Annotated in this window: 22 protein-coding genes; 8 read left to right on the top strand and 14 right to left on the bottom strand. The window is 43.2% G+C overall.

From position 1 onward, the window contains the following. Positions 1–11 precede the first annotated feature (11 nt). On the top strand, positions 12–800 hold the full coding sequence (locus K08M4_RS20500; protein ID WP_086051265.1) for an MBL fold metallo-hydrolase: 789 nt from the start codon (positions 12–14) through the stop codon (positions 798–800). Between the two features lie 73 nt (positions 801–873). On the opposite strand, the gene K08M4_RS20495 is transcribed toward K08M4_RS20500, so the two are convergent. Continuing rightward, complete coding sequence (locus K08M4_RS20495) at positions 874–1,302, bottom strand: ATP-dependent zinc protease family protein (protein WP_086051264.1); 429 nt, start codon at positions 1,300–1,302, stop codon at positions 874–876. 89 nt (positions 1,303–1,391) lie between these two features. Continuing rightward, complete coding sequence (gene rimK / locus K08M4_RS20490; protein WP_019824669.1) at positions 1,392–2,297, bottom strand: 30S ribosomal protein S6--L-glutamate ligase; 906 nt, start codon at positions 2,295–2,297, stop codon at positions 1,392–1,394. Positions 2,298–2,900: 603 nt separating this feature from the next. On the opposite strand from rimK, the gene K08M4_RS20485 reads away from it, so the two are divergent. The 4 genes from K08M4_RS20485 to K08M4_RS20470 all read left to right on the top strand — a co-directional run bounded on the left by K08M4_RS20485 (position 2,901) and on the right by K08M4_RS20470 (position 8,448). Continuing rightward, positions 2,901–4,685 carry an SgrR family transcriptional regulator gene (locus tag K08M4_RS20485; RefSeq protein ID WP_086051263.1) on the top strand — a complete coding sequence of 595 codons (1,785 nt, stop codon included), beginning with the start codon at positions 2,901–2,903 and terminating at the stop codon, positions 4,683–4,685. A gap of 170 nt (positions 4,686–4,855) precedes the next feature. Further along, a complete protein-coding gene (locus K08M4_RS20480; protein ID WP_086051262.1) occupies positions 4,856–5,620 on the top strand; it encodes a hydratase in 765 nt (254 codons plus the stop codon). A gap of 254 nt (positions 5,621–5,874) precedes the next feature. Continuing rightward, positions 5,875–7,233: a Na+/H+ antiporter NhaC family protein gene (locus K08M4_RS20475; RefSeq protein ID WP_086051261.1), complete on the top strand. Its 1,359-nt coding sequence runs from the start codon at positions 5,875–5,877 to the stop codon at positions 7,231–7,233. A gap of 156 nt (positions 7,234–7,389) precedes the next feature. Beyond that, on the top strand, positions 7,390–8,448 hold the full coding sequence (locus K08M4_RS20470) for a helix-turn-helix domain-containing protein (RefSeq protein WP_086051260.1): 1,059 nt from the start codon (positions 7,390–7,392) through the stop codon (positions 8,446–8,448). A gap of 30 nt (positions 8,449–8,478) precedes the next feature. On the opposite strand, the gene K08M4_RS20465 is transcribed toward K08M4_RS20470, so the two are convergent. The 3 genes from K08M4_RS20465 to K08M4_RS20455 all read right to left on the bottom strand — a co-directional run bounded on the left by K08M4_RS20465 (position 8,479) and on the right by K08M4_RS20455 (position 11,946). Continuing rightward, entirely contained in the window at positions 8,479–9,513 is a 1,035-nt protein-coding gene (locus K08M4_RS20465; RefSeq protein ID WP_086051259.1) for an alpha/beta hydrolase family protein, read from the bottom strand. Positions 9,514–9,650: 137 nt separating this feature from the next. Beyond that, entirely contained in the window at positions 9,651–10,031 is a 381-nt protein-coding gene (locus K08M4_RS20460; RefSeq protein ID WP_086051258.1) for a hypothetical protein, read from the bottom strand. Positions 10,032–10,233: 202 nt separating this feature from the next. Continuing rightward, positions 10,234–11,946, bottom strand: a complete 1,713-nt coding sequence (locus K08M4_RS20455; RefSeq protein WP_086051257.1) for an RluA family pseudouridine synthase — start codon at positions 11,944–11,946, stop codon at positions 10,234–10,236. Positions 11,947–12,237: 291 nt separating this feature from the next. Here K08M4_RS20455 and K08M4_RS20450 point away from each other — a divergent pair, with 291 nt between their 5' ends. Next, on the top strand, positions 12,238–12,690 hold the full coding sequence (locus K08M4_RS20450; RefSeq protein WP_086051256.1) for an NUDIX hydrolase: 453 nt from the start codon (positions 12,238–12,240) through the stop codon (positions 12,688–12,690). Between the two features lie 17 nt (positions 12,691–12,707). Here K08M4_RS20450 and K08M4_RS20445 read toward each other — a convergent pair whose 3' ends face one another. From K08M4_RS20445 to K08M4_RS20405, 9 genes are all read right to left on the bottom strand, one after another. Further along, positions 12,708–13,145 carry a bifunctional diaminohydroxyphosphoribosylaminopyrimidine deaminase/5-amino-6-(5-phosphoribosylamino)uracil reductase RibD gene (locus K08M4_RS20445; RefSeq protein ID WP_086051255.1) on the bottom strand — a complete coding sequence of 146 codons (438 nt, stop codon included), beginning with the start codon at positions 13,143–13,145 and terminating at the stop codon, positions 12,708–12,710. Between the two features lie 260 nt (positions 13,146–13,405). Then, a complete protein-coding gene (locus tag K08M4_RS20440; protein ID WP_009844743.1) occupies positions 13,406–13,933 on the bottom strand; it encodes a DUF4823 domain-containing protein in 528 nt (175 codons plus the stop codon). A gap of 76 nt (positions 13,934–14,009) precedes the next feature. Beyond that, on the bottom strand, positions 14,010–14,597 hold the full coding sequence (locus K08M4_RS20435; protein ID WP_086051254.1) for a nucleotidyltransferase family protein: 588 nt from the start codon (positions 14,595–14,597) through the stop codon (positions 14,010–14,012). Further along, positions 14,597–14,884 carry a putative quinol monooxygenase gene (locus tag K08M4_RS20430; RefSeq protein WP_086051253.1) on the bottom strand — a complete coding sequence of 96 codons (288 nt, stop codon included), beginning with the start codon at positions 14,882–14,884 and terminating at the stop codon, positions 14,597–14,599. The genes K08M4_RS20435 and K08M4_RS20430 overlap by 1 nt, the downstream gene beginning before the upstream one ends. 983 nt (positions 14,885–15,867) lie before the next feature. Then, positions 15,868–16,725: a hypothetical protein gene (locus K08M4_RS20425; RefSeq protein WP_086051252.1), complete on the bottom strand. Its 858-nt coding sequence runs from the start codon at positions 16,723–16,725 to the stop codon at positions 15,868–15,870. Next, positions 16,725–17,579 carry an ABC transporter ATP-binding protein gene (locus tag K08M4_RS20420; protein ID WP_086051251.1) on the bottom strand — a complete coding sequence of 285 codons (855 nt, stop codon included), beginning with the start codon at positions 17,577–17,579 and terminating at the stop codon, positions 16,725–16,727. Before K08M4_RS20420 ends, K08M4_RS20425 begins: the two co-directional genes overlap by 1 nt. Then, positions 17,576–17,947 (bottom strand): GntR family transcriptional regulator, encoded by a 372-nt coding sequence (locus K08M4_RS20415; protein ID WP_004729948.1) that lies wholly within the window; start codon positions 17,945–17,947, stop codon positions 17,576–17,578. The genes K08M4_RS20420 and K08M4_RS20415 overlap by 4 nt, the downstream gene beginning before the upstream one ends. Before the next feature lie 239 nt (positions 17,948–18,186). Further along, positions 18,187–20,142 carry a putative bifunctional diguanylate cyclase/phosphodiesterase gene (locus tag K08M4_RS20410; protein WP_086051250.1) on the bottom strand — a complete coding sequence of 652 codons (1,956 nt, stop codon included), beginning with the start codon at positions 20,140–20,142 and terminating at the stop codon, positions 18,187–18,189. Positions 20,143–20,284: 142 nt separating this feature from the next. Next, positions 20,285–20,842, bottom strand: coding sequence for a hypothetical protein (locus tag K08M4_RS20405; RefSeq protein WP_086051249.1), 558 nt, complete (start codon positions 20,840–20,842; stop codon positions 20,285–20,287). Positions 20,843–21,407: 565 nt separating this feature from the next. Here K08M4_RS20405 and K08M4_RS20400 point away from each other — a divergent pair. Both K08M4_RS20400 and K08M4_RS20395 read left to right on the top strand, forming a co-directional pair. After that, the gene (locus K08M4_RS20400; protein ID WP_086051248.1) at positions 21,408–22,097 is read left to right on the top strand and encodes a response regulator transcription factor; all 690 of its coding nucleotides are present in this window, start codon (positions 21,408–21,410) and stop codon (positions 22,095–22,097) included. A 31-nt stretch (positions 22,098–22,128) separates the two neighbouring features. Then, entirely contained in the window at positions 22,129–23,439 is a 1,311-nt protein-coding gene (locus tag K08M4_RS20395) for a sensor histidine kinase (protein ID WP_086051524.1), read from the top strand. The last annotated feature ends 22 nt before the right edge of the window (positions 23,440–23,461 follow it).

The raw sequence follows: 23,461 nt of genomic DNA, 5'->3' as shown, positions 1-23,461 counted from the left end.
AAGGAGTGGGTTTGCAGCTGCATACCATTAAAGGCTATATCCAAGACATGTATCTCGTAGAGTACCCTGACAGGTTGCTCTTGCTTGATGGTGCGTGTCGAGCCGACATCCCGCATTTGAAGGACTTCATCGAAACTGAGCTTATGCGTGATTTTGCTGATTTGCATACGGTTGTCGTTACGCACATGCATCCAGACCACGCAGGAGCAGCGCACAAGCTCAGAAAGCTGACCAATTGTCATTTGGTTGCAGCAAACCGAGATAAGGATTGGTATCACGGCATTGATGGTATTTTGATGCACTTGACTGATCTGGCATTGGCACGATGGATGGCGAACCGGTTGGGTAAGCCAAAAGCAAATTTGTGGTATTCAAGAAAGTTAAAGCCCGACTTCAAGTTGTCGGATGGTGATAGCATTCCGGGGTTTGATGACTGGTTAGTTCTAGAAACACCAGGCCATACCGACAGAGATCTTTCCGTCTATTGCCCATCACACAGTATTGCCTATGTGGCGGACTTAATGGTTGAGGTTAAAAAGAAGCTGATTCCGCCTTTCCCAATTTTTCATCCCAATAAGTATCGAGAATCGGTCTCGCGTATTTATGACATGCAGCTCGACACCTTGCTGGTGGCGCATGGAGGGCAAGTGAAATTGAATGAGCAAGCGTTTGAACATCTGTTGATGAGTGCACCAAGAAGGCCAGTGACACATTGGCGAGTGACTAAAATCAAACTCAAAGGTTTGGTTAAATCTGTTTGGCGATTTGGTTTTAAAGATAAAAAAAACAGGCATAAATAATAAAGGCTAGTCATTTAGACTTGCCTCTAGGTTTGCGTTGTTGACCCACTAATTTAGCCGTGGAGCAGCTAAATTAGTGGGTAAGCAGAAACTCACCCGCAGGATCAACAATCACTTTGTCACTCATACCTTGACGACCAAGCAGCATCATATAAGTCATATCCTGACGGTTGCTTAGTGTGATTTCTATTGGCCATTGTTTACCACCAATTTCTAACATTGTTTCTATCACACAGCGGTGCTCAGACTCACCGTTGGATGATTTGATTTTGCGGTTTGCTTTTAATTTACTTTTACAGCGAACAGTTTCTTCTAGGTTGTAAATATCTGGATGTAAATCGAACTCTACGTATTTTTGACCATTCTCTTTAATGCAGATGATGTTGTCTACATGTAGAGATGATGTTTTTGCACCGGTATCAACACGAGTATGTAAGCCAGCGATTCCTAGCTCGGGTAAGCATAACGCTTCTGTATTTCCTATGATAATTTTTTGATTCATATTTTTTCCAATCATAACACTTATTGTCAGTCTGGTGCATTAGACCCAAACTTCAACTCCTAATTATCAAAGTGAGGAGCCGTAATTCATCAGCCTTTGCCACGAGTTCGGTTAGCGTTTGGTTTTGCATTTTTCTCGATGAATTCGAAAATCATGTCTGCTACATCTTTACCTGTCGCTTTCTCGATACCTTCTAGGCCTGGAGAAGAGTTCACTTCCATTACCACTGGGCCATTCTTAGATTGTAGAATATCGACACCACATAGGTTTAACCCCATGATTTTAGCTGCATTGATCGCTGTAGCGCGCTCTTCTTTGGTTAGTTTAACCAGTTGAGCTGTGCCGCCACGGTGCAGGTTAGAGCGGAATTCACCCTCACCAGCTTGGCGTTTCATTGCTGCAATAACCTTGTTACCCACAACAAAACAACGGATGTCTGCGCCATTAGCTTCTTCAATGAACTCTTGAACCAAGATGTTCGCTTTTAGGCCCATGAAGGCTTCGATAACGCTTTCAGCTGCTTTGTTTGTTTCTGCTAGAACCACACCGATACCTTGAGTACCTTCAAGAAGCTTGATAACCAGTGGCGCGCCACCTACGTTTTTGATCAAGTCTTGAATCTTGTCTGGGCGGCTAGCGAAACCTGTTTTTGGTAAGCCAATACCTTTGCGAGACAACAGTTGTAGTGAGCGCAGTTTGTCGCGAGAACGGCTAATAGCTACTGACTCATTGATACAAAAAGTGCCCATCATTTCGAATTGGCGAACAACCGCAGTGCCGTAAAAGGTAATGGAAGCGCCAATACGTGGAATAACAGCATCGTATTGAGGTAGCTCTTCACCCATGTAGCGAATCTTCGGATTGTTACTCGCGATATCTATATCACAGTGCAGCGTGTCGATAACATCGACCTGGTGACCACGAGCTTCTCCAGCCGCTTTTAAGCGAGAAGTAGAGTATAGGTTTTCGTTGCGAGAAAGAATTGCGATACGCATGGCGTTTCCTTAGTTAATACCTGATTGGTAACTGCAAATAAATGAGTTGTTAGCTGAGCTTTCAGTTTTTCTGAGGCTCCTTGCTTGCTTCGGGGCGAACCTTAAGGCTTTTCGTTTGACTAAGAAAACGAATTAAATTTGTCGAGTCGACAACGGAAATTTATTGAATGCGTGAGCGATTGGTACAACTGGGTTGAGAGGGTGTTGGGAATGGAAAAGCGAGTTGAGACCTAACTCATATTGGGGGTAGGAGCCTATTAGGTTGTACTCAACTCGCGTTAACTCGGTGCTTAAAAGTGTACTAATAACGCCAGTTACATAGCTCTATAAGTGTTCGTAGTGCTTCTCTTTCGAGCTGGCTGCCGGTGTTTTTAAGCTTATTAAGATAGTATTTTCTCATGATGATTACTTCTCTTGTATTAGGCTTTGGTGGGAACTCGTCGTTCCTTGCTGACCCTTTCATTATGGTTATTTAACAGGAAGTAATAAACAGATGGGTTTTCACTAAGATGTTCCTGTTTTCGTCTTTTAGCGCTACTTTTTGGTTAATGTGTTTTATAATGGGCTTTATGAGGAAGGGTTGTTTCTAAAAGGGTTCATTATTTGTCTGATCTAAACATGATGCGTTACTACACAAGGCTAGATTCGTTCGAGCCTAACCTCTCACATTCGGTGACCTTAACCGAGGTTGCAGATAAGCTGTTCACCAGTTTGCGCCATGCACGAACCTTGCTAGGGAAAATGCATCAGGCTAAGTGGGTGGTGTGGGAACCAAAAGTCGGCAGGAATCAACGTTCTAATCTGACTTTACGTTTTAGCAATCAAGAATTGACTCAACATGTTGCCAGTAAACTGATAGAGCAGGGCAAATACGAAAAAGCACTCTCAATTCTAGACAACGACCGTGCTGTATTTGGCTCTCTCCTCCAAGAAACCTCTGGCGCGACGATGCGAGAAGGGTTACTGCACGTCCAATTGACCTACAAACGTAAGTTTGAAGATCTCTTCCCGCATCATATTCACCGCAGTAGCGAACGATTTTTGATCAGGCAAGTCTTCAGTTGCCTCGTCACTTGTAATGGCAAGGGCACGTTGAAGGCTGAACTGGCACACCATTGGGAATATGATGCTGAAAAATTGGTTTGGACTTTCTATTTACGCCCAGGTCTAACCTTCCACGATGGCAGCCCCGTCGACGCCAAGCAGCTAGTTTCGTTGTTTACTGCCTTACAATTACTACCTTTCTATCAGACAGAGCTGGCCCATGTCGCTTCGATTTACAGTGAACAACCATTGAGTATCAGCTTCCAACTCACCAAAGCAGATACTGGTTTTTCTGGTTTACTTGCTGGCGTTAAATATTCGATTCAACCCGCGGCACAAGTCACTGGTGAACCGTCCCCATTAAACTCGGTGTCACATGCTGTTATTGGAACCGGTCCATTTAAAGTGGTTGAGACCAATAATGAACGAATCAAGCTCGCCGCATTTGAGCACTATTATGGTTGTCGCTCGTTAACTGATGAGGTGACCATCTGGCAGTTTGAGGAACAAATGACGGGCAGTGCTCGGTTTGATGACAGCCAAATGCAAGTCTCGTCTTATGAAGATTCTTCTTGTTTCCATCAGTTAGGGAAAAGCGATACGGAACTTGTTTCTGCAGACACAGACGGCCTTCGTAGCCGAGTCGAGGATGGGTGCTTATTTATCCTGTTCAATCAAAACTCTGCGGCAACTCCGCTTAATAATGAGCAGCGAAAATACCTTTCAGAACTGACCAACCCACAAGCGATTTTATCTCAGTTGGAACATAATAAGGGGTTGTTCAGTGTCTCTCTAGCTCAAAACATATTGCCAAACTGGCAGAAGTTGTATCGAACGCCTTCGAAAGAAGCACAACTGCCGAAAAAGATGAGCATTGCGGTTTACGACTATTATGCGTTGTACCGATGTGCCATCTGCGTTTCTGACATATTGAAACGATATGGTGTGGAAGTTGAGGTGAACACCTACAGCTTTCGCGAACTGGCGCAGCTCTCTCAGAGTGGCGATTTAAAAGAAGACTTGGTGCTGTGTAACTTGAATCTCGATGACAATGCTCCGTCTTCGCTGTTTTCGTGGATGATGAATGATCCTGTTTTGCATTCGGCTTTGGGAGATATGAACAGTGATTGGCTCAAACAGCGATTAGATAGTCATAAAGCCTCTGTAGAACTGCCTAATTACTTGACTGAGCTAGAACCTATCGCGTCTACTTTGATTTCTGATTATTGGCTAATACCTATGTTCCATCACCTACAGACCGTGCGTTTCCAAGGCATTTTGAAAAACGTCGCCATCACTAACTGGGGATGGCCAGATTTCAAGAATGTATGGTCTGCTGATTAGTTTCAGCCGTGATGTTTTTGGTTTAATAAAAGCCATAATTCTTCATGTGTGAGCTTGGAATCTGTGAAAATTGTTGTTTGAAATATTGGTATTACGTCGTTGTTTAATTGTCTATTCAATCTTCAAGAAATCCGATATTATACTGGTCATAAAACTAAAGGTGATATTATATGATAAATGTATTTAAACAAGCAGCTGAAGAACTGTTGAGTCGCCGTGTTGCGGGAACCAAAGCACCAAGATTGAACGAACAGTACCGTCCGAACAACTTGGAAGATGCGCTAAAGATCCAATCATCAATGATCGATCTCAAGAGCGACAAAGTCGGTGGTTGGAAGTGTTTGCTTCCTTTAGCTGAAGACAAGTTCATTGTTGCGCCTATCTTCTCGGCCAGCGTTCAACAAGGCGAGGTTTGCGAACTGTTTGCTGACAACGACGTAGTACGTGTTGAGCCTGAAATTGCATTTACGCTTGCTAAGAGCCTGCCTGCAAGCCAAGAAGGTTACAGCGAAGAGCAGATCAACGATGCTATCGGTTCTTGCCATATGGCTCTTGAGCTGATGCAGTCACGTTTTGCTGATGACAGCGGTGCTGAGTTCTACGAAAAGCTTGCTGATGGCCTAGTAAACCAAGGCTTGTTCATTGGCCCAGAGATTGACCGTGAAAAAGCGTTCACTTCTGCTGAGATCAATATCGAAGTGACTCAAGGCGAACAAGTTCAAACATTCGACGGTAAGCATCCGAATACACTGCCACCAAGCCCAATTTACTGGCTGATTAACACCATGACTCGTCGTGGCGTTGATTTCCAAGCGGGTGAAGCAATCATCACGGGTTCTTACTGCGGTATCGTGGAGGTGGGATTCGATAAGCCAACGACCTTCCATTACCAAGGCATTGGCGAATACCAAGTGACGTTCCAACAAAAAAACTAAGCAAGAAAAAAGCTAAGTTAGCAACAGCACTAAGCAAGCAAAAGCGAGCTTCTGTGTAAACGCTATCTGTTCTCGAAAAGCAATCTGTTCTAAAAGGCTATTTACTGGTGAGTAAATAGCCTTTTCTATTATGTGATGTTCAATGGCGTGCTTATTACTTTGCATTAAATTGGGCGTTTAGACGTCTAGACGTTGACAAGCTCTAAGTGTGACATTAGTCTGCTCACCTTCCTGTTCTATTGCGTTGATGTTTCATGTCCAATTCAAAAAATTCTAATGCTGTAATTGCCCCTTCGGCAGTGGCGCTTATCCCTCTGATCGTGTTCCTAGCACTGTTTATTGGCGTAGGTACGTACTTGTCACTGCAAGGCGTCGATTTTGCTTTCTATCAGCTTCCAGCTCCAATTGCAGCTTTGCCTGCTGTGATGTTGGCGTTGCTGCTAAGCAAAGATAAATTGAACCGTGCTATCGAACAATTCTTGGGTGGAGTCGGTCACAAAGACATTATCGCAATGTGTATGATCTACCTATTGGCGGGTGCTTTTGCTGCTGTGGCTAAAGCGTCTGGTGGCGTGGACGCTACGGTAAACCTTGGTCTATCGGCGATTCCTACGAGCATGATCCTGCCGGGTATATTCCTGATTTCAGCTTTCATCGCGACAGCAATGGGTACGTCGATGGGCACCATCGCTGCGGTTGCACCTGTGGCGTTAGGCATTGCATATTCAGCAGGCATGAGCATCCCACTGACAGCCGGTGTTGTTTTAAGCGGCGCGATGTTTGGCGACAACCTTTCTATCATCTCTGATACCACGATTGCCGCGACTCGTTCGCAAGGCTGTGAGATGAGAGACAAGTTTAAAGAGAACATCCGCATTGCACTACCTGCTGCTTTTATCGCGATCGTTATCTTTGCTTTCAACAGCACGGCAACTCAGGTTCCTGAAACCGGCCCAATCGAGTGGCTGAAAGTACTGCCGTACATCACTATCCTGATTCTTGCGGTATCGGGCATGAATGTATTCGTCGTGCTGACGATTGGTATCTTACTGGCAGGTGGCGTGAGCCTAGGTTCTATTGAGAACTACGGTATGACGGATTACGCTAAAGATATCTACGCAGGCTTCGGCAACATGCAGGAGATCTTCTTACTATCGATGCTGATTGGTGGTTTGAGTGAGCTAATGCGTCGCCAAGGTGGATTAGCGTTTCTGACTAATCTAGTGAGCGGTTTGATTCGTGCGTTTGGTTCTTCACACTCTAAGCAAGCGAATGGCCGTGCGAGTGAGCTAGGTATTGCTGGCTTGGTGTCTATGGTGAATCTATGTACTGCAAATAACACAGTAGCGATCATTGTATCCGGTAGCGTGGCTCGCAAATTGGCGGAAGAGAACAACGTGTCTCCACGTCGCTCTGCCAGCTTGTTGGATATTTTCTCTTGTGTGATTCAAGGCGTATTGCCTTACGGTGCTCAGGTATTGCTATTAGGTTCGGTGTTTAACCTATCGCCTTTGGATATCGTGGCTAACTCTTACTACTGTTTTGCTCTTGCAATCGTGGCTGTGGTTGCTGTGTTTATCAAACACCCAGCGCGCCAAGTGGCTAACGCTTAATAGCAACTGACCAAACTTAGTTATCACTGATTTTGATAAGAAGGCTCCTGACTAGGAGTCTTTATTATATATGGCGAATGAATTACCATGAGTTCAAGTTATCATCGATACTTATTGAGCTATCGCCGCTATGTACTCAGTTATTAAAATGGAATTTTGATGCTCGCTATTCCCTTGCCATTTGTTGCTGCTCTGTTGTTATTTATCACGGCTGTTTTGCTTAGATATCGTTACCCACAAACAAGCCAAAAACCGTTTTGGTTTATTATGTTGTGTGCGTTGATGATTACTGTTGTTGGGTTACGTTGGACGTTAGATATCGCATTGTTTCGTTTCTTACAGCCAGTTCTAGGGGCAAGCGTACCTGTAACGGCATGGCTCTGTTTTGCTGGGATTCACCGAAGTAAGCCCAATACACATTTGCATTGGTTAGGTCCTGTCGCTGTTCTGGTTGGCTCATTTTTTTATGAGCATCTTTGGGGCGGGGCGATAGATATATTACTGATCTCGCTATATCTCGGCTTTGGCTGCTTGTTGTTGAAATCATCGTTTAACTTTCCAGAGCACGTCAGGCTGAGTGATGTCTCGAATGTTTTGCTTGCTGAACGTGTTGCTGGTTCTGCTTTGCTGTTTTCAGCTCTCGTGGACGGTATTATCTCGTATGATATTTTGCTGCTCAACGCACAACACACTGACTTGATCCTATCTATTAGCTACTTAGTTCTTATTCCCGCGATTATTGGGGCTGTGATTGTTGTCAGCACCAGTACGTCTCCGATTCAGAAGCAAAATCAACAACAGAGCGAACTTCCAACACTAAATAGCTTACCTGACGAAGCTAATGCACTGATATCAACGGTAAGCTTAGATGGAGACGAAGACAAAGGCGTCACGCAGATAGTCGCTAAGTTTGATTCGTTGATGAGAGAGCATCAGGTGTTCAAAGACCCGGATTTGTCCTTAAATCGATTGGCGAGAAAGCTAGGTATCCCGGCTCGGAAAGTATCTTCAGCAGTTAATCAAACTCATAATGAGAATATTTCGAAGGTGATCAACGCTTATCGAGTTGAGTACGCCAAGACTCTATTGAAGCAAAGTGATGAGACGATAACTGATATCTTCCTTAATTCAGGTTTTCAAACCAAGTCCAATTTCAATCGAGAGTTTTCAAGGATTACTGGGCAAACTCCGAGTGAGTTTCGAAGCTCGCCATAAGTGTTAGATTGAGTTTGTTTACTTTTCAGTTTATCGATTTAGAAAGTCAACAATTTCATTCAATATCAATTGATGTAGTTCACCGCGTGAAGCTCCTAAGCCGTCTTTACAAATAATGCTATCACCCGGTACTTCCTCTTCAAGCATCGCTTCGGCTCCCGCTTTACATGGTTGAATGAAACTGAAATGAGTGGCGTTTTCGTAGACTTTGTATTGTCTCGAACTAATAGGTATATGCTCCGCCATGTAGCCAGATTCTAATGCATGAGGTAAGTCGCCAATATCAATCCCTGCAGCCAGTATTAAAGTGGGTACATTGATCTCATTGAGGCTTTGCACCGAAAAGCTACGAGCAAGCCCTAAATCAAGGCTAACCACGCGCTGTATTCGAGGGTCTGAAAGGTCTTTATTGTTTGGCTCTGTAGCTTGAATGTTTGACAGCCCTAACTCTGCAGAAAGCCCACAAGTTCGAGGGTTAGGGTATTTAAGGCACTCAACCTCTAAAGTTGCTCTATCGATTTTCGCCCCCGCTAATTGCATCACTGTCCAACCTCCTAATGAATGCCCGATTGCCGAAATATGGTCAGTATTAATGGCGTGTTTCCACTGAGTTTCGGTTAGTAGGTGATTAAGGATTCGTGTGATATCGCGAGGCCTTTCCCACCACTTGGCTGCTTGCTCTGGGGACTGGTCAAAAGATGTAGTTCCCGGGTGATTGACTGCGGCGACTATGTATCCGCGATGTGCGAGTTCTGTCGCTAACCAATTCTGGTTTCGCCAGTTACCACGATAACCATGCGATATGAGTACAACCGGAAACTTACCTGATTGGATCTTGGCATCTGTGATGACTCTAGTGCCGATAAAGGCTGGGTTATCTCCAACAAGAACTGTCTTTGACGTGTCTTGAGTAGGGTACCAAATTGTTGTTTCTAGTGGGCGCTTAGGCTGATCTTGGTCAACTGAGAGGCCTGTTAGGATGATTTGAGTGAATCCGACATTTGAGGCGATGGCAGAAGTACAAATAGAAAGTAGGGATGCGAACAGTAAGTGTGTCCATTTCATGAGGTTTACTCCAATTGAGATAATTGGAGCTAATATGCGCTAAAGCCAATGAGGGTGAGACCTCAAACACGATCGAGGACGACCTTAATCGTGTAATTGAACTTAACTAAGCAAATAACTAAGCATATAAAGCGGTGCTATCGGTTTCTTGGACGTTTTTCTACCAACCCGTTTCGCTCTAAGCCGCGTCTAACACTGCTGCATAGCTTACCAAAACGGCGGAGTTCTTCGAAGTTAGGGCCTTGGCCGATTGAAATACTGTGTTCCCAGTACATCAACTCACTATCGACCATCTCCAATAATTTCTTAGAGCAACCAGAGCAGTTTCCTTTTGGCCCACAGATAAACGTCTCTGACTCGTAAAGTGGGAGTTCGTTTTTAACTTCTTCAATTAGGCTCAGCATTGCCGAGTTTAGATCAGGCTTTTTGTCTGTGAGTGGTTTCAAGCTTAGTGCTTGCGAAGCGATCACGGAAGAAGTCGTTGTGTTGGGTTGTATATTCAAAGCAGCTGATGACATATCAAAGGCCTCAAGGAAAGAAGAAGAGGCGAATGCTACTCGTCACAAAAAAGTGGACATTGATGTAGTGCAATAAGCGTGGAGAATTACCCGAAAGGGGTAGGAGAAAGAGTGAGTCAGAGTCACAAACGTTTTGTGACTCTGGTTTATCCCTTAGGCTTAACGCAAAAAATAGTCTTAACGCAGAAAATAGGCTTAACGCTTAGAATTCAGCGTCGAACTGGAACTCCATCCACTCTTTGGTGACTGGGTGATGTAGTGCTAGCCTTTCTGCGTGTAGGTGTAGTCGGTCGGCTTTGTTGCCGTATAAGCCATCACCCAAGATAGGCATATCTAGCCCCTCTTGGTGTGAACAGTGAACACGTAACTGGTGAGTGCGGCCAGTTTTCGGGTGCAGATAAACCTTGGTGGTGTCTTGGTTTCGCTCAATGACTTCCCACTTAGTTTCAGCTGGCTTGCCGTGTTCGAAGCAGACAATCTGACGTGGACGATCGTACAAATCGCCACGCAGTGGCAAGCGAACATAACCTTCATCTTGCTCTAGAACGCCTTCGATCATTGCCACGTATCGCTTCTCAACTTCACGAGTAATGAACTGCTTCTGCAAGCTTTTGTTCGCACGTCGTGTAAGAGCAAATATCAGAATGCCAGAGGTCGCCATATCTAAGCGATGGATAACAAATGGTCCTTCAACATTTTGATGCATTTCTTGAACGCGAGTGTAGGCCGAGTCTTTAATTGTTTTGCCCGGCACAGATAGAAAACCTGCTGGTTTGTGTACCACAACGATGTGATCGTCTTGGAATAAGATATCGAGGTCTTTGCCTTCTGCTGGGTTTTCTAGCAATGGGTTGGGATCGACTTCAAGGCCTTTCATCATATGGCCTAAAATCGGTACACACTTACTTTGGCAAGAGGCGTAGTATTTCTTGTGCTTTCGGATCTCCGATTTCGGTGAACGGCCCCACCAAAACTCAGCCAATGCCAATGGCGTGTAACCATTCAAGTACGCGTATTGCAGCAACTTAGGTGCAGCGCATTCGCCAGAACCTGCTGGTGGTATCTTATTTGGCGTGTCTTCAAAGATCTGGTTCAGATCCTCAATGTTTCCTTCCGCATTTTGGAAAGCGTATTGTGAGAACAACTTGTGTTGAAGCTGATGAGAAAGGTGTGCTCTTTGCTCTTTGAGTTCAACTAATTGATTAGTGAACACATCAACTTTGATTTGTAACTCATTTAGGATCTGTTCCCAGTTGAGCTTAAGATATTTCTGCTGATTCTTGTCGGCAACACTGGCTTTGTTTAGCTCGTTATTTAGTTGTTCGAAGGCTTTCTCATCAAGGTTCTCTTTGCCTTGTTCGCGTTGTTCTTTACGTGTTTTTCGGCCTTCGATAATTAATAAACGCTGAGTTTCAATCTCTTGTTCAGCTTGTGCTTTTTGTTGTGCTAATTGTTCACACAGTTCAAGGTAATCAGCGTTTGCTTGCAGCGCTTTAAATTTCGCATTCACAGCCATCATGTCGGCTGTGTCTTGATGGAAAAAGCTGTCGCTGCTCAACATGTCGAATACGGGGGGCACAAAATGGGGCAGTAGGTTTTGGTCGGCGACTTTTCCAGAGAAAGCAGAGAAGTAACCCAATTCACCTTCTGGGCTTTTCACCAGTAACACACCAAACATTTTGCCACGGCCTGCGTCAGAATCCAGTCCGAAGTCATGCTGCCAATCGGTTTGAGTTTCTAGATATTGTTGAAGCTGGTGGGAGGCAATTTCACACAATAGGTGCGGTTCGTAGTAGAACGGGAATGTGAAACGTTCAGGCAACGAATATGACTCGATCGGCTGTTGGAAACGAGTGAAGCAATGCTCAGGTGTGTGGCTGTTTTCTGAGTCGTGCGTTGGTTTGGATGAGTGCATAGTCGTCTTAATACTTATATCGTGGTGATAAATGGTTGTGAGTCTACTGTGTATGTTTAGAGACTTTAAACACAGTACGAGGCGGCGATTCTACTCTTTATCGAAAAGCGCCTCAAATAAGAAATGGTTCTATTACTGGATAGCTAAGCGAGACGGCTAACACGGAACCCATGAGTTATGGCTTGAACTTCATTAATTGATGAGTAACTTCTCGTTTTTAATCATAGAAGGTAACTTCACAAACGAAGGGTGGTAGCCTTGCTGCCCTCTTGTTCAACCTAAGGTAACGTTATGATTCCACTCAATACTTCGATTGTCTCCGGTGTCGCTATTTCGGAGATCGACGGACAAATGAAAATGCTACTAATGAAGCGTGTGAAGGGCGAGTTTTGGTGCCATGTCGCAGGCTCGATTGAAGCGGGTGAAACAGGCTGGCAGGCTATCGTGCGCGAGTTTGAAGAAGAGACCCAAATTAAAGTGGAAGCTCTGTATAACGCGCAGTTTCTGGAACAGTTTTACGAGGCGCACGTTAATGTGATTCAGCTAATCCCTGTGTTTGCGGTGCTATGCCCACCCAACCAAGCGATTGAACTGAATGATGAACACACAGAGTACCGCTGGTGCGATTTAGAGGAAGCGAAAGCACTTGCGCCGTTCCCCAACCAACATGCCGTCTACGATCATATCTGGTCGTATTTTGTCGATAAGCCAGTCAATCCGCTTTACCGAGTCAAATTGAGCTAGCGTTGGCTGTTTAAGAGCTAAGACTTACCAAGATACAGGGTTAGAAAAGCGCTCACTTGTTCTTGGCATAGCCCTACATCCACCTTTACGCCATGCGATTCAAGGATCGCCACACCACGGCCATTATTACGAGGGTCTGGGTCTAGCATCGCCACTACTACGTGTTTTACACCTGCTTTAACCAATGTATTGGCGCAAGCGGGTGTTCTGCCTACAAATGAACATGGCTCTAAAGTTACGTAAGCGGTAACGCCTTCCATTTCTCCGTCCGTTTCGTTGTCATAGTCATTCAGTGCTTCAACCTCAGCGTGGTTTCCACCGACCTTTTGCGTATATCCAACAGACACCACCTTATCGTTCTTCACCAAAACACAACCCACTGGCGGGTTTGGTTGGCAATCGGGTAGGGCTTGGCGCGAAGCTTCAAGAGCTTGCAGCATGTATTGTTGGTTCATGGTCGTTACTCAGTATGACGAGAGCGCGCAGCAGTTAGTCGCCAGGCGCGGATGATGAGTTAGTTACTAACTTACTAAGCTAATAAATTATTAAGCTAAGCAAGTGGGGGCATGTTCGATCTGATTGGGCTTTTAGTCAATGGTTTTAGTACAGAGGCAAAGTTTGATTCGACATAGGTTAACCATGCTAACTACGGTGTCACAAGGTAGAGTTGATGCTGTCTACGCAATAGAACTCAATTATTGAATCACCACGATAATTAATTTAATAGGCTCGCCATAAATTCGCTGACCGGCTCTGACAATAAATCTTGTGGGTGGTCACCGCCAAAGGTAGCTAGCCCGCTTTTTCCTTCGATTATGCCAGACTTAATAATTACTTTTGTTTTAACATCAACAACTGTAATTTTTACGCTTACTTTATCTGGCTTTGCTGACCATTCAGTCGCGCGATCTTCCCAGTGTAATATGGTAGGAAAAATTAAGTAGTCGAACTCATTGCTTTTCGCATATTCAAGGACAAAATTGTAATCAGCTGCTTGGTTAGCGATTGCGACGTTGTTTAGTTTTGTGAATAACTCTGATTGAAGAGCTTTACTCACCATTAGTCCTGAGCCTGAATAATAGTGCTTCCCATATTCCCCATTTTTTGAGCGGCCGATTAAAACTGAATCACTTGTTTCAAATTTAGCTGTCGAGTTTACATCCGTAACCTGAAGTTTATGTGTATCAGCACACCCAATGATAACTAAGCTTATAAGTATCAGTAACGCACGTAAAATCGACATAACAGCTACCTTATATGGATGTGAGTTAATTTTAACCATAGTTTATATTAAACATATTAATGTAAAAAGTTTGCGACTAATTAGTACGAGCGACAAAGGACCCTTTGAGACTCAAACAACCAATAGTTAACTTCGGCCAATGAGTTAACCAGTTTTTAGACTGAACTCGTTGATCAAACACGTCTCTGCTGCGATTGGGATTCGGTGTGATATGCAAATCAAACAAACTCTCTAAACCAAAACACGAAATACATTCGATGTCTCCATTGAGGCTTTGCTTTACGGCGACTGCGGTTTCTTTCTCTGGCCAGTAACGCATCGCATCCAATGAGCTTTGATAGGGCTCATCCTCGTTTCGAGTATGCATGTTGGCTTGATTGCGAACTTGCCAATTTAATTCAGGCAACCGTTGTTGAAGTAGAGCCTCGTATCTAAGACCCGATTCGTAGAAGGTATCAATAGGATCAAAGTAGATCACATCAATATCATTGAGTGGAGTCGGGGAGGCATAACCATGTAGGTCGTCCCAAACTAGGTTTCTCACAAAGCCCGCAGCGACATAACACTGCGGTAAATCCAACTGAGAGACACAGTCTAAAACCTGCATTCGTAAGGGATCTTGTTTGATCAATGTGATGATACGGTTGGCTAGCGGGTCAATCATTATGATGTCGGAACATCGGTGATTTGATAGTGACGTGTTGCGTTCTTCGAAATGTCACCCCACTCAGAAGCTTTGACTCGCTGTTGGTGCGCTTCAAATGCTTCTCGATTCGTAAACTCTTCATAAATTTCAAATCGATTAGGCTGAAGTGAACTTTGGCTGACTCGAAATACAATACAGCCAGGCTCTTCCAGTGTCAGTTCTTTGTGTACAACCAGCGCTTGGGTTACTGCTTCGAGGTCGTTGTCTGGCACTAGAATATGCCCTTGCAGAATGAATTTACTCATGATTACGTCCATTTAATTACGTCTATTTAATTTTGTCCACTACGGCTTTCTTCTATAAAAAGCTCTACCCGTTACAAACATAATCCCATTTTGATGTTGTGACGTATAGGCTAATGTGGCGATTAATTGTTCACATTGAATATAGGGCTGGTTACGCTGTAACTTTATGGATGGGGTGAGTAATAAAAGATAAGATGCTGGAACTAAATCAGCGTTGGTCCGGTCTATTAAATTAGTATCATTGAACTGTATTGATACTGAAATGAATTTGTCATCTTAGAGAACTAACCTTAATTTCGAACAGCGGCTCATAGGATTGAACAGAGTCATAGTTGATAACTAGGTCATACTTTGATGTAAATGGTACTCGAAACTCTATAAATTTTGTGACTTGTATCATTGAACTAGCCATCAAACACCATTAGATTCGAATGGTTGGCAATAAAAATAGCTCATGAAGAGCAGTTAAAGAAAAGGAAATATCCCTTATGAAAAAAATGAGAAGAGCACAGCTTCATCGCGTTCGCATCCAATACTGGAAAGACACGGCGAAAGAAGCTTCAAAGAAATAAGCTTTAAATCGTAAAGCTTTCAAATAAAAAAGCTGAAAAGCTTAATCAAATGTAAAACGCAACAAATCGATTTCATTAGTACAAAATTATTTACAGGGACCTCAAGGGCCTTCATCTGGTCGGCGACTAAAGAAATCATCCCCCAAAGAGCTGGCAGGCATTAACAATAATGCAATTCAATGTCAGCTCATTAGTACCTCCTAGATTATCCTTACCTCACTCAGTACTCAGCTCTCTGAAGCAAAACCAAAACCAACCACCAATCCGTATCTTTGCCTCTATCACGAAAGCCGTTGTTAGAATTCAAAGCACCTAACAGTAAAACAGCAGCCAATAAAAAAGCTCCCGATTTCTCAGAAGCTTTGATTTTAGATTTTGATATCTGATGTTATCCGATCAGGATAGATGACTCTATCGTTGGAACAACGTCTTCAAGCTTACATCGTCCGTTCTATTCAATTTAAGGCTCAGCAGATAGCCACCAACACCGATCAGTGCGTAAATACCTAGAGATAAAATCGGCGCTTCTGCAATCGCACTTAATGGGTTGCTTGCTATGAGCACATTCATTGGTAATGACGCGATGAGAGATAGGAAGTCATTGATGCCATAGAACCCAAACACGGCGACAGAGAGGAACTTAATCGCATAGCTTGAGATGAAAATGACAAGCAATGGAGAGTTCACCAGCTGCGAAATCGCTAGAGTGACAGTTGCCAGTGGCAATAAAACCAGTGCAACTAACATCATTCGTCCAAAAAACACGACCCAGTTGCTCAGCACATAAAACAGAGATTGCTGCTCAACCAATAGCGCCAGTTGTTGTTCGCTTGAGACGTTCAATATCCAGAATAGGAAATCGGCGAATAGCACGAGCAACGCACAGATTGCCGGAATAGCCACTAAACCGAAGCCTAGCTTTACGCCGTGAGTCATTGCATTGGATACCGGCATACTTCTCCAAAACATTGAACTGCCTTCTTGGCGTTCTTTACGCAGCGTTTTAGGGATATATAGCGTCGACAGGATCAGTGAAATAAGGCCCGCGCCAAAGTAGATCACGGAGTTGAGGTCTTGTGCGAACTCTCTATGGATATCGCTCACGTCACCATTCACTTGCATTTCAAAGAAAAACTCATGTTGCGCTGCGCCATTGAAAAACAGACTAACGAACAGTAAGAAACCACATAACGCGACAAACAGAGGCAATCGAGTGTTAATTTTGTGCTCGATCAGTTCTTTTTCTAGCATGTAAAAACTTGGATGCATTATGCCTTCTCCGTCTGTGTTGCAAGGAATAGGTCTGCGAGACCCACGTTGTAGATGTTACCCAGTGATTCAACTTGCGCTTTGTATTGGCCTTCCAGTAACCATTTAGTCGTTCCTAGCCCAGGCTGTGAGGTTAGTGGGTTGAGTTTCTGAATCTCGCTTGAATGGTTATTTGCGACTTCGATAATGAAATAGTCGCTCTCGATGTCTTCCATACTCTTTTGCAACACACAGTGGCCTTGTTTCAGAATCAAGACGTCCGTTAATAGGTGTTCAATCTCTGAAACCTCATGGCTAGCGATGATCATCGCGCGTTCACCGTCGTGGAACCACTCTAGTAGATGGCGATAAAAAGTATCGCGGTACAGCAAATCTAAGCCCAGTGTAGGCTCATCTAAGATCAACACTTGAGTGTCAGTCGCGATGATGATCGCAAGGTGAAGTTGGACCTTCATTCCTTTAGAAAGCTGTTTGATCGTTGAAGAGAGTTTGATGTTGGTGCTGCTTAATGTTTGCTCTGCTTTCTGCTTGTTGAAGCTAGGGTGCACGCCTTGTGTGTATCGAAGCAGTTGTTTAACCGTCATCCACTCGGGTAATACGTTAACGTCGGAGATGTACGACAAGTGCAGCATGAGTTCTGCATGCTGGTGAATAGGGTGGTAGCCATTTACTTCAATCTCACCTTGATAGTTGTGCCCGCCAAGCAGTGATTTGATCAGAGTCGATTTACCCGCGCCATTGTGGCCAAGCAGACCAAGTACTTGCCCTGGCTTTAACTCAAAGCTGATGTTCTCGACACCCACTTGATTTGAATAGGTTTTGGTTACGTTTTTCACGGAAAGTAAAGTACTCATGACTTGTCCTTTATATGTTGTGCTAGCTGTTTCACGAGTTCTTCGACACTCATATCAATGATGCCTAGCGTCTCAGCGATGGCTGGGATCTGTGTGTTGATGAATGATTGGTGTGCAGACTCTTTCAATTTTTGAAGTGCCCCTTCGGCCACATACATGCCTTGGCCGCGTTTTTTCTCTACCAAGTCTTCATCCACCAGTAACTGATAGCTTTTCATGACAGTAAGGTGGTTGATCTTGAGATCGGCAGCAACCGCACGCACAGAGGGTAATGCTTGTTGCTCTAACCAAACACCTTGAAGAATTTGGTCACTGATCTTTGCGGCAAGCTGCCTAAAGATCGGTTGGTCGTCTTTCCATTCGGTCATAATTAAAACTGCATGGTGATATATATGTGTATAACACTAACCTTTTTATTCGAATTGGCAAGGGTTTTATGAAAATGGATTGGATATATTTATATTTGGATAAAGCATGTTTGGCGGGGAGGGGACTTGAAGCCTACGTCCTTGTGGGCTATCAAGTCGTAGCTTAACGGACACAAGACGTATTTGCCTGCGCGTTTCTGCACCTTCATAAATCATCGTCATGTTTGATAAGTAAACCTTTATGATTCAGGTTCCCTACTAGATAAAAAACGGCTTTCGACTTCGTTTGGTGGGATAGGTTTGCTGAACAAGAATCCTTGTAAATATTGATATCCGCAACTGGTTAAAAAATCTTTTTGCGTTTCGGTCTCGACACCTTCTGCAACCAGTTTTAGCCCTAATTTGTCACAGATAGCATAGGTGGCTTGGACAATCGCTTTGCTCCCTTTATACGTGCCATGGACGAAGCTTCGGTCAAGCTTAACGGTACTAATTGGTAAATCATGCAACATAGAGAGAGACGAGTAGCCAGTGCCAAAGTCGTCGAGGTGTAGATCAACACCTAGCGCCGAAATATCATCCAACGCTTTTCTGACTTCACCGTGTTTGAAAATCATTGATGATTCGGTGATTTCGAGGGCGATACTTTTAGGCTGTATATTGTAGAAATTGAGCATTGCGAATAGCTGTTCTGCAAAGGTATTGTGCATCTGAATACACGAGATATTGATACTCATCATCAGTTCACCATCAAATTCTCGGTGCCATAACGATAACTGTTTAAGTGCAGAATTCAGAACCCATTTTCCTAGCGGTATAATTTGTCCGGTTTCTTCTGCTAGGACAATAAACTCATCGGGCTTAATCTCACCTAGGTCTTTATCCGACCATCTCAGCAAGGCTTCAAACCCTTTTACCTTGTTGGTGCTGGTGTCTATTATTGGCTGGTAATGTAGATTCAGGTCATCATTTTCTAGTGCTTGAGCCAACCTGTGGCGAATATCAACTTTGCGGTGGAGTGTTTGTGCGAGGCATGGAGTAAAAGTTTGGAAGCGATTTCTACCATTTGCTTTAGCAATATGCATTGCGATTCCAGCTCGCTTTAATAATGATTCTTTATCCGAGGCATTATTGGGGAAATGTGCTGTACCGATACTGCAACCGATAGACAGTGCGCCAATCCCTTTTACAGAGAAGCTTTTGTTTAAGGAATCAATGATACGAGAACAGAGTAACGGGATATTTTGATTTCGATTAACGTGAGCTATTACAATGAATTCATCACCACCAAATCGGCCGACTGTACATGTTTCGTCGAGGAGTTGTTTAAGACGTTCACCTACTTGCTTGAGCAGTTGATCACCGACACTGTGTCCATATCTATCGTTAATCAATTTGAAGTCATCAAGATCAACAAACATTAACTCAAAAGGAGAGCGTTCAGAAATACTGCTTTCCAATTTCTTAGTGATCCCTCGGCGGTTATAAAGCTCAGTTAAACAATCGTGTTCGGCGTTGAATCTGGCTTTTATTAACCTCTCTTTTTGTTCGGTTGTACAAGTCAGATTTAGAAGTAACTCACTCTTGTCAAATAACCATTTTCCATGGACATCGAAATGGTGGGTTTGACTCTCAATTTTACAGCTAACTTCCTCTAAGATTTCTCTACCTTTGCTAGCCGAAAATAGCCACTGATCCGCTATTTCTTGGCTTGAAACAAAATCGGCTAGGTTATTAAACGGTGAACCATAGTTTTGAGAAAAGGTAGAGTTAGCACTCACTACGTCTCCTGATTTATTAAATAAAAGAGAGAGGTTCGAACCATCGGAGTTAGTGAGATCGTGCTTTAAACTCTCTTCTTCAGCGATGACTTGCGCCAACATCCCTGTTCGGCCATCGGGTAATGGGATCCCAGAAAACAAACATAAGGCTAGTTTAGCTACGTGTTTTGGGGTGAAGTTCCACCAGGTCTTTACACTTTGATTTCGTTGAAATTGTCTTTGATATTCTTCAAGCGTAGCTTCGATTGCCTTTGACATCTCAAGACTAAAATCACGAGAAGTCAGCTCAAATAGAGACTCTGATTCCCAAAGGGGGAGAGCACTGCTGTTTGCCCAAGTTATTCTTTTTTTATCAATGTCATATATCCAGATAGGACATTTTAGATATTCGAAAGGTTGGTAACTGGTCATCATATTGAACTCGAGAGACTCATACTTTGGTTGATTTACCGATACCGGGCTTATGCTTCGGTAGATCGTTTAGCAAATTGAACACGAACTTTTAACTGCAACGAGGAAGTTGTGTTAAAGAAAAATAAAGTGCTTAAAACAGCGTTTAAAGGTTGAGTGAACGGATGATTTTGGTCACTTTTCCTTCAGAGGTGCTTTCGACGACATAACCTTTCTTGTCACCAAAAATCTCACCGTTGATGAAGTGCCAACCATATGAATTCTTGATGATTTCTTTCGGAAACCTCTCATCGAACATCGAATTGTCTGGGTATACTGTTTCAATCGCTTCAAATAACAACTGAGCTTGATCTTGATTCGTCACCTTGAATTCTTCTTTAAGGCACATCGTTAACTCTGGAAGGGGCTGAGTTGTAAAAGGTTCCGTCATCGCACCAAGTACACCATTGTGTGAATAAAAGCGATATGAACCGGAGCTAATCTCGTTGCCATCTGGTGACTTAATGCTAGGGATTGCGCTATAGAATTTACAGTTGAAAACCATTTTTTGAATAATGCTACTTTGCGGCGTGACCTGAATATTTATCCAAGAACTTACTTGCGCTTGAATTTGATTCACCACTTCATTTTTATTGAGTTCAGCGTTTACTTGCTCAGAAAATAAAGCAGTTGTGGTTAGTAGCATCAAAAGCGTTTTATTCATCTTAAAATGGCCTTGAGTAAAAAGTGACTATTGTTTAATCAGAAAGTGACTATTGGTTATTGGTTATTGGTTATTGGTTATTGTCGAATCGGTTCAATAGTGGAATAAATGTTACTTGAAGAAGATTTATCTTCATAGGGGTTACCCCATGCCTAAGGATGAGAAATACTGGCGGTAGGGTGAGGTGAACGATTTCGTTGAATTTTCAAATCATCATTATGGTTAAAAAAACTTCCATTCTATTGATTTGCAGTTTTACTGACTGTTGTGTTATTAATGAGTGGTGAGTTGATTTGATTGGAATTTGTAAATTATTTAAATGTAAGTGTGCGTAAGAAAGTAAAGCAAATGTAAGCGTTTAAACGCCTAAAGTGACCCAGCTTTAACTGCTAATTAATCACAACATGAACGTTTTGGTTGTCAAACGACGGTTTTTGTAAACGTGTATGTACAAAAACGATTAATATGTTTTGCGTACGGTAAGTGGGTGACTTTAATAACAATATTGATGATATATGAACAGTATATATACTGCCCTCGCTTTTAATAAATGCTGGTGATAGAAATGTCGAAAACCAAAGTACTGATTGTCGAAGATGACCAGGCGATAGCGCGTTTAACTACGCTTTACCTCGAAGCTGAAGGTTACAACGTTAGCGTTGTTCATGAGGGAGATTTGGCAATTGAAGCGATCCGCAATATTGAACCCGATCTCGTTCTGTTGGACTTGATGCTTCCGGGGTTGAGCGGTGCACAGATTTGCCGACAGGCTCGTGAATTTTACAATGGAATTATCTTAGTATTGACGGCCTCTGCCGATGAAATGAGTGAAGTCAGTCTGTTTAAGTTTGGTGCGGATGATTACGTTGCAAAGCCCATTCGTGGTCACGCTTTATTGGCGCGAATTGAAGCACTGTTGCGTCGAGCAGCCCCTGTTACTGCTGAACCTGACACGACTGTTGAAAAGCAAGGTGAAATTGTGATCAACAGTACAACTCAAAGTGCTACGTTATATGGACAGAACCTTAAGCTTACTTCTGCTGAATTTGAAATCTTAAATCTTCTTGTGAGTAACATCTGTCAAGTTGTTACTCGAGATCAATGTTGCCAGCTATTTAGAGGCATTGATTACGCATTCAACGACCGCTCTATAGATATGCGCGTTTCAGGGTTACGCCGAAAGCTGCGTATACACGCGCAAGACAAACAATTGATCCGTACGGTTCGCAATAAGGGGTATATGCTGGTTGTATAAGTCTATTGTTGTGAAACTTAAATCTGTTTCTATGTTTACTCGTCTGTACTTTGGGATTGTGACTGGAATGTCGGCAACGATGTTTTTGTTTTGGAACCTTGGTGAAGGGCACATGCGACGAACAGAAATCGAAACCTTCCTTAATGATGGTGTCTACTTTTCTGAGCAGTATGTGCGTCAACATAATCGAGAAAATTCGCTCTATAAAGAACTCGATAGAACAGGCTACCAACAATTTTATATATTCAATTTACGCCTGTTGGAGAATTGGTCGGGAGAAGCTCCTTGTCAAAAATGCGAGTTGTTTACCACCTTAAACGGTGTACCGATATATCTAACTGGAAACAATCTCTATTCGGCAGTATTTCAGCTTCCAAATTCTAAGTTTAGCTTTGTGTTTAGTGAGGTAGGCAATTTCTTCTCACCAGAAATTGAATGGTATGAAGATTCAGAAAGGAACTTTTTTATCGGGCTTTTATTGGCCGTTATTTTCGCTATTGGTGCAAGTGTTTACTTACCTGTGAGGCGTTTTCAAGAAAGAATAGAGTTATTAGTTGAGAAACAGAAGCAGTTTGGTAGAGGGAAGCTGAGTACTCGCTCTGGGGTAGATGAGATACACCCAGTGTCTGAGTTAGCCAAAAGTTTCAATTTCATGGCCGAGGAAATTGAGAGCAAAGTAAAACAAAGTCATATATTTGCTCAAGCGATTCCTCATGAAGTACGCACGCCGCTAAGTCGCATTCAATTAGCGACCGATCTCTTAAGAAGAGAAGCTAAAGAGCATCAACAGGTCTTTTTCGATGATATTGATACCTACATTGAGGATATCAACGATCTCACGTCTGAAATTATCATGCTGTCGAAATTGAATGTTATGGACAACTCTTTCTTCGAGCTTGTTAAAGTGAAAGCGGACCTTCGTGAGTATTGTTTAGATAGGATTCGTTACTCTAAGCTAGACAATGTTACTTTTGAGTCCAAAGTTCAGCTAGAGTGCAAGATTAAGTGTGATTGTTCGATGGCACGTTTGGTTTTTGATAACGTGATTAAGAACGCAGGAAATTACACACAAGACCAAGTGTGGGTTACTTTGGACGACAACTCAGAAAACTGGCTGGTTCTTGTTGAAGATAATGGTCCCGGAATACCAGAGGATAGGCGTGACGAAGTATTTCTTCCGTTTTCTCGCTTAGATTCTAGCAGAGCATCGAAAACGGGTGGTTTAGGATTAGGGCTAGCGATTGCTCTTTCAGCCGCTAAAAAATTATCTTGGGATATTAGGATTTGCGATAGTAAACAAGGTGGTGCTAAGTTCTGTATCTTGATTCCAAAGACCGCGTAAATTGGTTCTATAAAGGGCTTGC

The sequence above is a fragment of the Vibrio syngnathi genome (genome assembly GCF_002119525.1).
In the GTDB taxonomy this organism is placed as follows: Bacteria; Pseudomonadota; Gammaproteobacteria; order Enterobacterales; family Vibrionaceae; genus Vibrio; species Vibrio syngnathi.
This window is presented reverse-complemented; position numbering and strand designations above follow the sequence as displayed.